The following is a 14,230-nucleotide window of genomic DNA, read 5'->3' as shown; positions in this document are numbered from 1 at the left end:
AGCAATGTGCTCAACTGTTTGTTGCTGAGGCATCACACTATGGAGTCATCGAAGAAAAGTTAAGACCCAGCCCCATGTTTTTGTCGTTCGTTGTCAGATCCGACGTCAGGAAAGACCATCCCCCGCGCGCTACGCAGTCACTCCTTCGTCGCTCCCGCTACGCGCGCACCCGCCCACCCCAAGTCCCCTCCGGACTACCGCCCGGCCCCACGGGCTACCGCCGTCAACCAACTACTCATGGCCGGCGTCGCCTCGCCCGCAATCGCCATCAGGCCGACCGTCCGCCGCCACCCAGGAAAGCGATTGCAGATCGAGCCGGCCCAGCCTCGGTCAGCACGCCTCGCGACTCACAACAGCAGCGCTCGGCACGCTCGAACTTGGCATCTCAACGCCAGATAGAGACTGGGCTTTTTATGGGCATCATGTTTCACTGATGGCATGCCCACAAAAAGCCCAGCTGGACCCGAGGTTGAGCTCGCTGTCCGCGCCCTGCTGCGTCGCGGCCTTCCGGTGACGCCTGGGAATGCCGCTGCGCCGCTGTTGGGACTGCGCGGGGTTGCTGCGCGGTCCATCGATGCGAGTGAGGACGCGAGCCGGACAGCAGCGCTCAACGGCGTACTGCGCGGTCTACTGGCACACTTCCCGAGCGCTCGCTACGCCATGCCCGCCCGAGCGCTGTTCGGTCTGCCGCCCGCAGCAAAAGGCCTCAATCTGACGTCGCGGCGTGAGCTGGCCGCCGAGCTGGCTGGACACGAGGTGCATCACTTTCGCAAGCGGGTCGAGCCGAAATTGATCGAGATCGTTGCTGCCGAACTACTCGCCGATGCCGACCGGTTCACCCGCCCGACCCTCATCGCACCTCGTCTCACGGGTCCTGCTCGCCGTGAGGTGATCGTGCCCGATCCGTTCGCGTGGGAGGTCGCCGAGCACGAGGTGCACCTGGCTCGGCTGTGGGCGTCGATCTATGCGGCGCGCGCCGCGCTTCTCACCGTCGATCGCCTGATCAGCCTGGAGGCCGGCCATTCCGAGATCGGCCGTGCCTCGGTGACCGCGGCCTGGCGGTGGGCCACCGCGCATGCCGAGGCAATCATCTACACGTCGGGATTCGCCACCGACCTTTCGCCTGACGATTTGGTCGCGCTGGCCGGCTGGACCCCGGCACTGACCGCAGAACAGGCTGAGCGGCTTTTGGCGGCGGCGCAGGGCGGACAAGCGAGCCGAGAACAGTTCGTCGCTGACCTGCACGACGAAACAGAACTCAGCACAGCCTGGAAGCGCGGCTTTCAGTTGCCACCCACCGACATGGAAGGACCTTTTGCGTGACCACCAACCCTGATCTGGCGACGGCACTGGCAAAGGTGGCCGACGCTGAACCGCGCCGTTACGTCATCACCGGTGGCCCGTCATCGGGCAAGGACGATCTGCTGGAGGCAGTCCACGCCGCCGGGATCCCTTGCATGATTCAGGAGCCGGGCCGCGAGATCTACCGGAAACACCGCGAGCGACTCGGACGCCACCTACAGAAGGAAGATCGGCGCGAGTATTCACTTGAAGTCCTCGAAGCCTTCATCGCCGAATACGAGGCCCATTCGCATGGCATCCGCTTCTACAATCGCGGCATCCCGGACGGCTACGGCTGGGAAGGGTTCTTCGGCCTGCGCCCCACCGACGAGCTGGAGAAAGCGACCCAGGCATATCGTTACGACGCCATTTTCGTGCTGGATCCTCTCGACCGATTCGAGGATGCAGACGACGTCGTGTGGGCCAAAGACCGTGAGATCCGCCGAGTACACGAGCTGATCGTCCAGGGCTACTACGACGCCGGGTACGAGCCGGTCTTCGTGGCAGCCGACTCTGCGATCGCGCGGCTCGACTTCATCTGCTCCAACCTCCGCCTCCCCCGCCCCAGCCGAGGAGTATGACCGATGGTGACTCCCCCCGAGACGTCGCTGCTGCTGTCACCGAACAGCGTGCTGGCCAACTCTCTGCTGCGATCGATCGACCTGCTCCGACCACGAGTACTGGCCAACCGTCCCGCTCGGATCGAATTCGTCGTCGGCACCCAGATCAATGGAGCTCCGCATCTGGGAACGAATCTGGTGCAGACGTCGGCGTTCCTGTTGGCACAGCTCGCCCGGCGGGAGTTCTCGATCGACACCACCGTGCGCTTCGGTGCCCTGGACAATGCCCCGTACGACCTCGTTCTCGACCCCGAGACGCACACCGCCTACCAGCAGACCTATTTCCATGCTCTGGGCAAGGATCAGATCGGAGAGCTGATCGACACCTACTATCGGGCGTTCTTCGACTCTGTTTCTGAGGCCACTGACACGGTCTACGCTGTCGAGACCTACACCGATCAGCAGGCAACACCAGCGTTCCGGGCAGAGTTCCTGCGGTCACTGGAACACCTTGAGGACATCCGATGGTGGCTGGCTCCCTCGCACGGAACAGTCCATGTCCGAATCCCGTGTCCGCAGTGTGGCTGGGCGCAGAAGCGGGCAGACCGAACAAAACTTGCCCGGCTCGACGAGGACGGAGCCACCTTCACCGCGGTGTGCCTCGACCACGGAGCCTACGAGGCACACGTCGACCCCGAGGATGACGAGCCGTACCTCGACCTCGCCACCCTCTACCGCAATCTGGTCAAGGAGCGCGCTGGCGGCCGCAATGAATCGACGCTGCAGGTGATGATGAAGGGTGGGGACTGGGCCTTTGGCTGCCAGCTCGTCGACGGCGCCCTTGGGGCCCTTCGAACTCCTGCGCGGCAGATGCCGATCAGGGTGTTCACGCCACAGGTCCTGGCGCCGACAGGTGCGAAGCTGTCCAAGTCGCTCCTGCGTGAGCACGGTCGCGGTGTTCTTCCCGCCGATGTCGAACCCTGGATGCTCGACACTACCGCCTGGCCCGGGACCATCGACAACTACGTCGATGCGCTGGTATGGCGGAAGTCCTTGGAGACCCAAAGCACTTCTTCCGATCTTTCACTGTCAAGGAGCTGGGCCGGCTGATGACCGAACGCCCTACCGAACCATCCATCCGCGCGCACGAAATGGGCATCTACAAGCGGTACTTCGATCTCATCGCGAGCGGGCGTAAGACCACCGAGATCCGGGTCAACGACTCCAGCCGCAAGAACATCAAGACAGGCTCCCTGATCCGGTTTCGCTGCCAGGGCGAGGAAATACTGACGCGCGTCACCCGGGTGGCCCGGTACACCGACTTCGACGCGATGTTCGACTCGGAATCCGTCGCTTCGGTGAATCCGCTCGCCACCCGGGAGGAGCAGCTCGCGAATATTCGCCAGATCTACCCGCCGGAACGGGAAGCGCTCGGCGTGGTCGCCATCGGTATCGAGCTGGTCGAGCCTCCCGGAACGTCGGGTTAGTACATCTGGTGGGAGGTCCAGAAGGGGGCTAGGTCCTTTGGGGTTGCGGCTTCGGCGGCGGACTTGAAGTCGGTGGGGGTTGAGACGCCGTACCAGTGGGTGCTGGCGTAGGTCCTCATCAACCTTTCCATGGCGGGGGTGCCGATGAAGCGTTCTAGGTCGTGGAGCATGCAGGAGCCGTAGGAGTAGACGAAGCGGCTCCAGCCGGGGCCGTACTGTTTCCAGAAGGGCATGTCGTTGGTGATGCGGGCCTCGAGCTCGCCGGGCCAGCAGTCCGGCTGCGGGTCACCCCAATGCAGGTACGACGCGTACGTCGCGAAGGACTCGTCCAGCCACGGATCGGCGTACTCGTTGTTGCCGACGATGCCGTACCACCACTGGTGAGCCAGTTCGTGCACGACCGGGCCCTCCTCGTCGGGCGGTGCGATCAGCAGCACGAACCCGGGGTACTCCATCCCGCTGAAGGAGCCCCACTGGTCGTTCAGCACCAGGTCGACCTCGCCGTACGGATATTTCCCGAAGCGCCGGCTGAAGTCGTCGATCGCCGCGACGCCCTTCGTCCGGGCATCGGCGACCGCGGCCGGCGTCACCGTCCCGGTCCACCAGGTGCGCACCTTCGTCCCACCCGGCGAGGTCACCACGGACTGCTGGAACGGTCCGGCCGCGAACGCGAAGTCCCTGACCTGCTTGGCCACACTCGTCGTCGTGACCGTGTTTCCCTTGCGGACAGTCGAGCTCACACCGGTCGCCGGGATCTGCAGCGCTGCAGGGTGCTTCAGCCGTACGGCGAAGTCGGCGGCCAGCGTGTAGTAGCTCTCCCCCACCCCGAGATCCGGTTCGAGGTGCCAGCCGGCCTGGTCATGCACCGCCAGCACCGGCAACGCATTGCCGAAGAAGCTGTGCGCACCCACCCGCCCGAACCGCTCCAGCCGATCCGGAGCGGTCATCACCACATCGAACGCCACCATCCAACGCTCGCCCGGAGCAACTGCCTTCGCCAGCTTGACGTTCAGCGCAGTGCAATTGACCGTCAGGGCCCCCGCGCTACCACCCTCGAACCGGCTCAGCTTCACCGGCGACTCGCATCCGTCCCAGGAATTCCCCCAGAGCCGCAGATAGATCTCGGTCAGCGGCTTACCGGTGGTGTTCGCAAAAGCGATCCGTTCGCGCCCGCGCCAGCTCCGCCCGGTCGCGTCACCGGTCAGCTCGACGTCGTACTTCGCCTGCCCCGGTCCGCGAAGCACGGTTGGCTTGTCCACGATCGCCGTTGCGTAGCTCGGCGCGATCGGCAGCAAGAGGCAAGCAAGCAGGAGAACAACAATGCGGCGCACGGCGACCCCCAAATTTGTGGAGCCCCAACGCTAGTGGCCCACGGGGGCACCAATGACAGCTTGCGGTCAACGCCTGTCCACTTTCCTCCCACACCGGCACTCTTCAATCAACCACGAAGAGTCCGAACGTCAGTACCTGAAGGGGAATGCCACCATGAGAATGCGTCACCTCGTCGCCGGTCTCGGCGTCGCGGCGCTCGCGCTGACTGCGACTGCCTGCGGTAAAGAAGAGCCCGCGGCCTCAGGCGGAGGCGGCGGCGACAAGCCCGCCGCGTCCGACTCCTGCGGCACGCTGCACAAGTTCACCACCGCGTCCGCCGTCGACATCGCCGGCAGCCCGGCCTTCACCAAGGCCAAGACCCGCGGCAGCCTGATCGTCGGCGTCAAGGCCGATCAGCCGAACCTCGGCTACAAGGACGCCGACGGCAAGCGCTGCGGCTTCGACATCGAGGTCGCCCGCATGGTCTCGGCCGGTCTCGGCCTCGACCCGGACAAGATCCAGTACAAGGAGATCCCGTCCGCGAACCGCGAGACGGCGATCGCCGGTGGCGAGATCGACTACTACGTCGGTACCTACTCGATCACCGACAAGCGCAAGACCCAGGTCTCCTTCGCCGGCCCCTACTTCATCGCCGGACAAGACCTCCTGGTCCGCAAGGACGACACCTCCCTCGACGGCGGCAAGACCGCACTCAAGGGCAAGAAGGTCTGCTCCGCGACCGGATCCACCCCGATCCAGCGGGTCAAGGACGAGCAGCTCACCGAGGCCAGCAACATCTCCGAGTACAAAACCTACTCCGAGTGCGTCTCCCAGCTGCTCGACAACAAGACCGACGCCGTCACCACCGACGACGCCATCCTCAAGGGCTACGCCGCCACCGCACCCGACCAGCTCCGGGTCGTCGGCAAGCCGTTCAGCACCGAGAAGTACGGCATCGGCCTGCCCAAGGACGACAAGGCCCTGCGCGACCAGGTGAACACCGTCCTGGAGAAGTCCGCCACCGACGGCACCTGGAAGGCCATCTACGACGAGACGCTCGGCAAGTCCGGCTCCCCGGGCACCCCGCCGCCGCTCGAGAAGTACTGATCCCCCTACCCGGCCACCCCCAACCCTTAGGGTGGCCGGGTGGAATTCAGCGAGGTGGTTCGTCGTCGTCGGATGATTCGGCAGTTCGCCGACAGGGAGTTGCCGGCGGAGGTGGTGGACCGGATCGTCGCCAGCGCGCTGCGGGCACCGTCGGCGGGATTCGCGCAGGGCTGGGGATTCCTGGTGCTGCAGGACGCGGCGGACCGTGAGCGGTTCTGGCCGTTCGTGCCCAACCAGGCCGCGTACACCCCCGCGATGAAGAACGCGCCGCTGGTGGTGGTCCCGTTGGCCCACAAGGCGAGCTACCTGGACCGGTACGCCGAGCCGGACAAGAACTGGCAGGATCAGGCCGAGGCGAAGTGGCCGGCGCCGTACTGGTTCATCGACACCGGTATGGCGGCGATGCTGATGCTGCTGTCAGCGGTGGACGAGGGGCTCGGCGCGTTCTTCTTCTGGCTCATGCCCAAGTCAAGCGAGGACGAGCCCGACCCGGATGTTGCCGAGCACGTGCAACGATTCCGCGAGGAGTTCGGGATCCCGGACGACTATCACCCAATCGGTGCGATCGCGATCGGCTACCGAGCCGACGACGTCAAGCCCCAGAACCCGACGGTGGCTGAGCGACGGCGCGACGTCAATTCCGTCGTTCATCGCGGCCAATGGGGTACGCCGATGTACGGGTGACCGATCCGTTTGCAACAACGTGCAACAGGACACCGCACTGCCCTCGTCGTGACTAGAGTAACGATTCCGTCGTCGAAGAGGGTGGGGACCAATGGAACTTTCGGTGCGTAGATCTGTGCCGCTGCTTGCCGGCCTGGTTGTGGGCCTGGCCGCGACTGTGCTGCAGTTGCCGGCTTCGGCTGCGGTGCAGCCGCACAAGGCGGCCGCTTGTAGCTGGGTGGTGAACGAGCTCCCGCTGCCGGCCGGGTTCAGTGCCGGGTACGTGCACGACAGCGACCGCGACAACTCGTTCGCCGGCTACGGCATCGACGCCGAGGGCAAGACGCGTCCGCTGGTGTGGCACGACGGCGCCGTGACCGTGCTCAGCGCCCCGGGCGGCGTGGAGGCGGTCGCGGAGGACGTGAACAGCCGCGGCGACGTGGTCGGCGTGACCGAAGGCGGGGACACACCGGCACACGCGATCCTGTGGCGCGGTGGCAGGGTCATCGAACTGCCGGTGCTGCCCGGCGGGGTCTACGCCGTACCGACCGCGATGAACAACGCCGGGCTGATCGTCGGCTATGCAGGTGACGGAGACACCAGCCATGCCGTTGCCTGGTCGACGAGCTCCCCGCGAGCCATCCGGGATCTCGGCGAGATGGCCGGCTCGGCCGTCCTCACCGACGTCAACGAGCAGGGCACCGTCGTCGGGTGGACCGAGACGGTCGACGGCACCTTCAGCCAGCAGGCCATCGTGGGCTCGGTTCGCAAGGGACTCACGACGCTGCCCGGCACCGAGCCCGGCACCAACTCGATGGCACGCGCCGCGGCGGGCCGTTACATCGCCGGGGTCGCCGTACTCGCTGGTGGATCCGAAGACCTGGGAAGCGCGGTCAGGTGGGACCCGAGCGGGCCGCACGCCCTGCCGGGTGTCCAGACCGACGCCCAGGCAGTGAACGATCACGGGACAGTGGTCGGTGCCGAGGGCAACCTCGGTGCAGTGATCTGGGTCGACGGCCAAGCGCAAGCGCTCCCCGCGCTCCCCGGTGCCGCCCCGTTCCACACCGCTGCCATCGCGGTCACCAACAACAACACCGCCGCCGGCGTCAGCTCAGACCCCGAGGGTCATTCCCGACCCGTGACCTGGTCGTGCATCTCGTAACACCCGCAAACTGCTGACGGCCGGCCACCCCTGATGGTCGGCCGTCAGTGCGGCTACTTGTAGACGCGTGCGTAGTCGATGAGCAGTGTCGCGGGGAACTTGGTTGCCGCGGTGGGGTTGCCCGGCCATGGTCCGCCGACGGCCAGGTTGAAGAGGAGGTAGAAGGGGCGTTCGAAGACCCACTTCTTGCCTTCGGGCAGCTTGTCGGGAGTCATCTCGAAGAAGGTCTTGCCGTCGACCTGCCACTGGATCCGCTGCGGGCTCTTCTGCACCGCGAACACGTGGAAGTCGTCGCTCAGATCGGCCGGGAGGTTGATCTCGCCCTGGATGCCGGCGTCGTCGAAGTAGCCGGGGCCGTGGACCGTGCCGTAGACCGTCCTGGTCTCGTTTCCGACCCACTCCATCACGTCGATCTCGCCGCCGTTCGGCCACTGCTCCGCGCCGGAGCCGAGCATCCAGAAGGCGGGCCACAGGCCGACGCCGGCGGGAACCTTCATCCGCACCTCGGCGCGCCCGTTCTGCATCGAGACCTTGTCCTCGCTGGTGATCCGGCCCGAGGTGTACGCGCAGTTCTTGCCGTTCCAGCATGGCAGTTCCGCGTCGGGATCGGCATGCTCGGCGGTGATCGCGAGGTGTCCCGCACCATCCCGGGCCAGGTTGTCCTTGGTGTAGTACTGCAGTTCCTCGTTCCCCCAGCCGTCGAACTCCTTGTTGCCAGTGGCAACGTTCCAGGACTTCTCGTCGACCGGGCCCGAGCCGTCGAACTCGTCCGACCAGACCAGACCGGACGGTGTCGCCGTCGGCTCCGGCTCGTCGCCGGTGTCCGTACAGGCGCTCAGCGCGGCGAGCAGGACAACGGCCAGCAACGCCGTGGCTTTCATGACAGCACCTCATCTTTTGACCACTTATTTACCAGCACGGTTATGGCCAGTGTCGACTGCGATGGCGAGGGTTGTCAAACCTGCCACGAGCGATCAGGAAGAGATTTCAGTGCGTCATTGACCACTTCTTGTCCAGTATGCGATGGTCCTCGGCATCCTGACCCGATATCGGAGGTGCCATGAGACGAACCCGCCTGGTGGCCGCGCTGCTCGCGGTTGCCGTCGTTTCACCCGCCCTGACCACCGCGCCGGCCGGCGCCTACGAGAAGCCCGACGCGCAGCGAGCCCTGGCCATCACCTGGCAGGACGAGTTCAACGATCCGGCCGGAACCAAGCCCAGCGCGAGCAGGTGGAACTACGAAGTCGGCGGCGAGCCGAACTGGGGCAACGAGGAGTGGCAGTACTACACCAACCGCAAGCAGAACGTCTCCACCGACGGCGCCGGCCATCTTGTCATCCAGGCCCGCAAGGAGAAACTGGCCGGGATGGAGAACTGCCAGTACGGCACCTGCGACATCACCTCCGGGCGGATCACCACCAAGGACAAGTTCGACCAGGCCTACGGCCGGTACGAGGCCCGGATCAAGATTCCGGACGGCGCGGGCCTGTGGCCGGCGTTCTGGATGATGGGCAACGACATCGACACCGCCGACTGGCCGAACAACGGCGAGATCGACATCATGGAGATCATCGGTAGCGAGCCGTCGACCCTCTACGGCACCGTGCACGGCCCCGGGTACCACTCGGAGAACGGGCCGGGCGGCCAGACGTCAGCGCCCGCAGGCCAGAAGTGGGCCGATGCCTTCCACACCTACCGGGTGGACTGGGCGCCGAACGAGATCAAGTGGCTGGTGGACGGCCGCGAGTACCTCCGGATCACCCCGGCCAACATTCCCGCGGGCAAGAAGTGGGTCTTCGACCACCCCTTCTACCTGTTGCTGAACCTCGCCGTCGGCGGTGTCTGGCCGGGCCCGCCCAATTCCTCGACCAAGTTCCCCGCGAAGATGCTGGTCGACTACGTTCGCGTCTACAGCTAACAGCAGCACCTCGGGAGGGAGAGTAGTGACAGCCAGTCTGCGAAAGCGTGACAGCGCTCGCGAACACCTGATCGGCCTGATCGAAGCCAGGGCGATCGGGCAGGCGATCCCGTCCGAGCGCCAGCTGTCCGCCGAGCTCGGCATCTCCCGTCCCACCCTGCGCTCAGTGGTCGACGAACTCGTCCGCGACGGCTGGCTGGTCCGCCAGCACGGCCGTGGCATGTTCGTCGGCTCCCCCAAGATCGCGCAGGAGATCGTCGGCGGCCCCTCCCGCACCGGAGGGGCCGCCTATCCCCCGGCCCCCGGCACCTGGACCAGCCGCATCCTCAGCCACTCCGTCATCCCCGCCGGGATGGCGATCGGCAGCCGGCTACGAATCGAGCCGGGCACCGCCGTACTGCGCATTGCCCGCCAACGTCTCGTCGACGGCGAACCGATGTCCCTCGAGACCATCCACGTCCTCGACGAACTCGTCCCCGCCCTCGACGTCACCGCCCTCGAGGAAGGCTCCTTCTACGCCCTCCTCCGCGACCGGTACGACGTGATCCCGACCGACGCCGAACAAACCCACGAAGCCGCGGCCGCCGACGCCACCGAAGCCGCACTCCTCGGCCTGACCGAAGGCGCACCCATCCTCACCCTCGACCGCCTGACCCGCGACCAGCACGGCCGACTCTTCGAGTACACGCACGCGTCGTACCGAGGAGACCGCTACCGCGTCACCTCCCACCTAACCCTGACCGACGCCGCCCAACACACCGAACTAGCCCCCAGGCCCCGCACCTAGCCCTCCTTCTGCCCAACGGCCGACAGTGTTGGATCACCCGGCGATCCTCGGAGGTGCGGGCGGCGTGAGCGGGTACTGTCCGGCCGGTGACTCGCCGCTTGTTCGCTGTTGTTTGTCTGGTTCCTGCTGTACTCGCGGGATGCACCTTGGCCGAGGCGGATCCGGGGGCGACGCCCAGTACGCCGAGCGCTTCGCCCGGGACAGGGAAGGCGATTACGGCCGCGCTGGGAAAGGTGCGCGTGCTGGGAGAGCGTCGCGAGGTGGCCGGGTATCGGCGGGATCAGTTCGGCCGCGCATGGACGGACGACCATGCCGGCGTCGGCGGTCACAACGGGTGCGATACCCGGAACGACGTACTCGCGGCACAGTTGAAGGCGCCGACGTACCGCGGTAAGTCCCGGTGCGTCGTGATCGCCGGCACCCTGGTCGTCGACCCGTACACCGGCAAGCAGCTCGAGTTCCGCAAGGCGGCCGCGTCCGAGATTCAGATCGACCACATCTATCCGCTGTCGCGCGCCTGGGACATGGGCGCCGCTAGCTGGCCGAAGCAGCGCCGCGTCGACTTCGCCAACGACGAGGCCATGAACCTGATCGCCGTCGACGGACCGGCCAACGCATCGAAAGGTGACTCCGGCCCCGGCGAGTGGTTGCCGATCAACCGCAACTACCGCTGCACGTACGCGCTGCGCTACCTGCAGGTCGCCAGCAAGTGGTCCTTGCCCATCACCACCGCCGACCGGGATTCCGTCAAGGCCATCACCCGCCTCTGCCCCTAGCGAGCCACAGCCGGATCCTGCAGGAAGTCAGCAATCTTGGCGATGTCGGCTGTTCGCGTCGCGTCGTTAGGTTGCAGTCATGTTCAGACTCAGCGCCGTCATCGCCCTGGCGACCACCCTGCTGACCGCCTCGCTCGCCGTACCAACTCAAGCGGCTGCCGCGCCCATTCCGGTGCAGGTACTCAGCCTCACCGACCTGCACGGCTACCTGTCCGAGACCGAGAACCTGACCATCGCCGGCCCGGCCGGCACCCTCCCCGTCGGCGGCGCGGCGTACCTGAAGGCGCATCTCGACAAGCTGCGTGCCGGGAAGCTGAACAGCTTCCTGATCGGGTCCGGTGACCAGTTCAGCGGCTGGCCGGACTACACGCAGGGGTTCGCGAACGAGCCGACGATCGAGGTCCTGAACGAGTTCGGGCTCGATTTCGATGTCGCCGGAAACCACGAGTTCGATCGCGAGCTGCCGTTCCTGCAGCGGATGATGTCGGGGGCCTGCTACGGCAAGGCGGGCTTCGACACCTGCTTCACCGACTCCCGCGGCCGCGCGTTCCACGGCACCGACTACTCGTACCACGCGGCCAACATCGTCGCCGCCAAAACGCAGCGGCCGGTGCTCCCGCCGTACTGGATCGCACGCACAGGGACGGCGCGCATCGGGTTCATCGGACTCGGATTCCCCGGTACGCCGACCGAGACGTTGTCGATCGCACAGTCGGGGCTGGTGTTCCAGGGGCTGGTCGACGCTGCCAACCGCGCGGCGGCCGAGCTCAAGTCGCAGGGTGTGAACGCGATCGTGGTCAGCATGCACGAAGGCGGCCAGCAGGGCGGACTGTTCAACGACTGCAAGAACCCGGTCGGCCCGATCTTCGACGCCGCCCGGACGATGTCTCCCGACATCGACGTGATCCTCGGCGGGCACTGGCACACCGCGTTCAACTGCATGATTCCGGATCCGAACGGCGTACCGCGGCCGGTGCTCGAGGCCTCCAATCACGGGCGGGTGCTCGGCGAGGTCAACCTGTCGCTCGATCCCGCGAATGGCGAGGTGATCCGCTCGGCGACGACCGCCACGAATCACGCGGTCACCAAGGACCTCACGCCTGACCCGGCGGTCCAGAAGATCGTGAAGTACTGGATGGACAAGTGGGCAGTCCGGCAGCGGCAGCCGCTGGCCAAGCTCGATCGCGATCTCGACTTCTCCAGGACCGCCGAGAGCCGGACCGGAAATCTGGTCGCGGACCTCTACCAATCGGAGGGCCGCGCGGACTTCGCGTTGGTGCCGGCCGACCTGGGTGTCGATGTGATCGCGGCCGGTCTCAAGGCCGGGACGGTCTCCTTCGGCGATGCCTGGCCGGTGGCCGGGATCTCGCCGATCACGACTCTGGCACTCAAGGGATCGGCCATCGAGCAGATCCTCGAACAGCAGTGGATTCCGTCGGCGTACGGGTGCTCGCGGTTGTCCTCGCTCGCGGTCTCCGATCAGGTTCGCTACTCCTACGATCTCGGCAAGCCAGTGGGTGGCCGCATCGACCCGACGAAGGTGCTGATCCGCGGTAAGCGACTGGAGCTCGGCAGGACGTACCGGGTGGCGACCAGCGCGGCGATGCCGTTGCACGGCGCGGAGTACGGCTATCCGGGGTTCCAGCAGTACACGCAGCTGACCCGGGCGCCGCGCATGGGCCAGGAAGTGTTCCTGAACTATCTGCGGACTAAGCACTCGATCAAGGCGCCCGCAGTTGGCCGAGTGACGGCGATCCCGGGCACGCCCGCTCCGGTGGACGGACCGTTCGGACCGCTGAATCTGCTGCCCCAGAAGGAGATGCAGGCCACGGCGACCAGCCAGGGATCGGCAACCAACAATCCTGCGGCGGCGCTCGACGGCAGCTGTACGACGATGTGGCATTCCAACTGGAGCCCGCACGCGCCGCTGCCGCAGTACATCACTCTCGATCTCGGCCAGAGCCGTTCGATCGAGGCACTCGTCTACACCCCGCGCCAGGACATCTCCCCGAACGGCCGCATCTCCCGGTACGACGTACAGATAAGTGCTGACGGCAACAACTTCCAATCGGTGGCCACCGGCAACTGGGACGACACCGTGCAGGCGAAGATCGCCCGCTTCCAAGCCGGTACGGCGGCACGCTACGTCCGGCTGATCGGCCTCGCAGGCGGCGCGGACTATGCGGCGGCGACCGAACTCAATATTGCTCTGGCTCCGGGCTCCTGACCTTCTCGCGGTACTTCGTCGGCGGCAGGCCGAAGCGCTGACCGAACTGCCGACTGAAGTAGTGCGGTGACTCGAACCCAACCGCACGAGCAATCTGTACGACGGACATGTCGGTCGCGCCGAGTAACTCGGAGGCACGCTGGAGCCGGAGCCCGACGACGACGTTCATGATCGAGTCGCCCACCTGGTCCTTGAACAGGTGGGCGAGTCTCGAGACCGACACCTGCGCGAGGGCGGCAAGATTGGCCAGCGTGTACGGGCGGGCGGGGTCGGAGGTGACCGCGTCCAGCACCAGTTGCACTCGCGAGTCGAGGTGGCGAGTGTCTCGACGCAGGCTGCTGGTGGCGACCAGCAGCACCTCTTCGATGCCGTTCATCGTCAACTGGACGGCGAGGTTCTTCTCCAGCAGGTGCAGCTCGGTGTCGCCGGTGGGTGACAGGCCGGCGAGTTGGGCGTCGCGATGCAGGCGGGCGAACGCGGACACCAGGCGGTCGGTCTCCGACGGTCTGGTCAGCCGGACGTAGGACAGGCCAGGCATTGCCTGCGGCAACGACCACCAGGCGTGCCATTCGCGGCGCGGCTGGAAGTGCGCCCACCACGTCTCCCAGTAGGTGCCGACGGTCCCGTAGTCGTGCTCGGTGCCGGGGCTGACGAGCACGAGGTCGCCGTGGCGGAGCGTCAGCTTGTCGCCGGCGATCTGGAAGTGACCGGTACCGCCGGCGGTATAGAGCAGGTACCAGCTGCCGACGCCGGCCGGCCGAACCACGCGATAGTCGCCGCCACTGTGGAAGTGGCCGGTCACCAGTTTGCTCGGCGGCGGGATCTCGCTGTAGAGCTCGATCAGCACCTGGGTAGCAAGATCGTGCTCGAAGTCAGCAGGCTCTGTCATGG

The 14,230-nt window shown here is 66.1% G+C and carries 14 protein-coding genes; 11 read left to right on the top strand and 3 right to left on the bottom strand.

Features of this window, described 5'->3' with window-relative positions:
- Positions 1-438 precede the first annotated feature (438 nt).
- The 4 genes from OG474_RS22920 to OG474_RS22905 all read left to right on the top strand — a co-directional run bounded on the left by OG474_RS22920 (position 439) and on the right by OG474_RS22905 (position 3,388).
- Positions 439-1,323: a hypothetical protein gene (locus tag OG474_RS22920; RefSeq protein WP_405064411.1), complete on the top strand. Its 885-nt coding sequence runs from the start codon at positions 439-441 to the stop codon at positions 1,321-1,323.
- On the top strand, positions 1,320-1,922 hold the full coding sequence (locus OG474_RS22915) for an AAA family ATPase (protein WP_405064410.1): 603 nt from the start codon (positions 1,320-1,322) through the stop codon (positions 1,920-1,922). The genes OG474_RS22920 and OG474_RS22915 overlap by 4 nt, the downstream gene beginning before the upstream one ends.
- A gap of 177 nt (positions 1,923-2,099) precedes the next feature.
- On the top strand, positions 2,100-3,011 hold the full coding sequence (locus OG474_RS22910) for a hypothetical protein (protein WP_405064409.1): 912 nt from the start codon (positions 2,100-2,102) through the stop codon (positions 3,009-3,011).
- Entirely contained in the window at positions 3,011-3,388 is a 378-nt protein-coding gene (locus OG474_RS22905) for an ASCH domain-containing protein (protein WP_405064408.1), read from the top strand. The genes OG474_RS22910 and OG474_RS22905 overlap by 1 nt, the downstream gene beginning before the upstream one ends.
- Here OG474_RS22905 and OG474_RS22900 read toward each other — a convergent pair.
- Positions 3,385-4,719 carry a M1 family metallopeptidase gene (locus OG474_RS22900; protein WP_405064407.1) on the bottom strand — a complete coding sequence of 445 codons (1,335 nt, stop codon included), beginning with the start codon at positions 4,717-4,719 and terminating at the stop codon, positions 3,385-3,387. The two genes, OG474_RS22905 and OG474_RS22900, sit on opposite strands and share 4 nt — an antisense overlap.
- Before the next feature lie 154 nt (positions 4,720-4,873).
- Here OG474_RS22900 and OG474_RS22895 point away from each other — a divergent pair, with 154 nt between their 5' ends.
- From OG474_RS22895 to OG474_RS22885, 3 genes are all read left to right on the top strand, one after another.
- Positions 4,874-5,806, top strand: a complete 933-nt coding sequence (locus OG474_RS22895; RefSeq protein WP_405064406.1) for a glutamate ABC transporter substrate-binding protein — start codon at positions 4,874-4,876, stop codon at positions 5,804-5,806.
- Positions 5,807-5,845: 39 nt separating this feature from the next.
- Positions 5,846-6,490 (top strand): nitroreductase family protein, encoded by a 645-nt coding sequence (locus tag OG474_RS22890; RefSeq protein ID WP_405064405.1) that lies wholly within the window; start codon positions 5,846-5,848, stop codon positions 6,488-6,490.
- 103 nt (positions 6,491-6,593) lie between these two features.
- Complete coding sequence (locus OG474_RS22885; RefSeq protein ID WP_405064404.1) at positions 6,594-7,631, top strand: hypothetical protein; 1,038 nt, start codon at positions 6,594-6,596, stop codon at positions 7,629-7,631.
- A 53-nt stretch (positions 7,632-7,684) separates the two neighbouring features.
- Here the strand turns inward: OG474_RS22885 and OG474_RS22880 are convergent, their stop codons facing one another.
- Positions 7,685-8,512, bottom strand: a complete 828-nt coding sequence (locus OG474_RS22880) for a family 16 glycosylhydrolase (protein ID WP_405064403.1) — start codon at positions 8,510-8,512, stop codon at positions 7,685-7,687.
- Positions 8,513-8,691: 179 nt separating this feature from the next.
- Here OG474_RS22880 and OG474_RS22875 point away from each other — a divergent pair, with 179 nt between their 5' ends.
- The 4 genes from OG474_RS22875 to OG474_RS22860 all read left to right on the top strand — a co-directional run bounded on the left by OG474_RS22875 (position 8,692) and on the right by OG474_RS22860 (position 13,339).
- Positions 8,692-9,549, top strand: coding sequence for a family 16 glycosylhydrolase (locus tag OG474_RS22875; protein WP_405064402.1), 858 nt, complete (start codon positions 8,692-8,694; stop codon positions 9,547-9,549).
- A 25-nt stretch (positions 9,550-9,574) separates the two neighbouring features.
- Positions 9,575-10,336: a GntR family transcriptional regulator gene (locus OG474_RS22870; RefSeq protein ID WP_405064401.1), complete on the top strand. Its 762-nt coding sequence runs from the start codon at positions 9,575-9,577 to the stop codon at positions 10,334-10,336.
- 86 nt (positions 10,337-10,422) lie between these two features.
- Complete coding sequence (locus OG474_RS22865; protein WP_405064400.1) at positions 10,423-11,112, top strand: HNH endonuclease family protein; 690 nt, start codon at positions 10,423-10,425, stop codon at positions 11,110-11,112.
- A 79-nt stretch (positions 11,113-11,191) separates the two neighbouring features.
- A complete protein-coding gene (locus OG474_RS22860) occupies positions 11,192-13,339 on the top strand; it encodes a discoidin domain-containing protein (protein ID WP_405064399.1) in 2,148 nt (715 codons plus the stop codon).
- Here the strand turns inward: OG474_RS22860 and OG474_RS22855 are convergent.
- Positions 13,311-14,228: a helix-turn-helix domain-containing protein gene (locus OG474_RS22855; protein WP_405064398.1), complete on the bottom strand. Its 918-nt coding sequence runs from the start codon at positions 14,226-14,228 to the stop codon at positions 13,311-13,313. The genes OG474_RS22860 and OG474_RS22855 overlap by 29 nt on opposite strands.
- Positions 14,229-14,230: the final 2 nt, after the last annotated feature.

The sequence above is a fragment of the Kribbella sp. NBC_01505 genome, assembly GCF_045040285.1.
Taxonomy (GTDB): Bacteria; Actinomycetota; Actinomycetes; order Propionibacteriales; family Kribbellaceae; genus Kribbella.
The sequence above is the reverse complement of the archived record's forward strand: the minus strand, read 5'-3'. Positions and strand labels throughout refer to the sequence as shown.

Excerpts from the sequence above, each read along its gene's own strand:
- OG474_RS22920 (WP_405064411.1), top strand. The coding sequence starts at position 439 with ATGCCCACAAAAAGCCCAGCTGGACCCGAGGTTGAGCTCGCTGTCCGC.
- OG474_RS22905 (WP_405064408.1), top strand. The coding sequence starts at position 3,011 with ATGACCGAACGCCCTACCGAACCATCCATCCGCGCGCACGAAATGGGC.
- OG474_RS22895 (WP_405064406.1), top strand. The coding sequence starts at position 4,874 with ATGAGAATGCGTCACCTCGTCGCCGGTCTCGGCGTCGCGGCGCTCGCG.
- OG474_RS22880 (WP_405064403.1), bottom strand. The coding sequence starts at position 8,512 with ATGAAAGCCACGGCGTTGCTGGCCGTTGTCCTGCTCGCCGCGCTGAGC.
- OG474_RS22875 (WP_405064402.1), top strand. The coding sequence starts at position 8,692 with ATGAGACGAACCCGCCTGGTGGCCGCGCTGCTCGCGGTTGCCGTCGTT.
- OG474_RS22860 (WP_405064399.1), top strand. The coding sequence starts at position 11,192 with ATGTTCAGACTCAGCGCCGTCATCGCCCTGGCGACCACCCTGCTGACC.
- OG474_RS22855 (WP_405064398.1), bottom strand. The coding sequence starts at position 14,228 with ATGACAGAGCCTGCTGACTTCGAGCACGATCTTGCTACCCAGGTGCTG.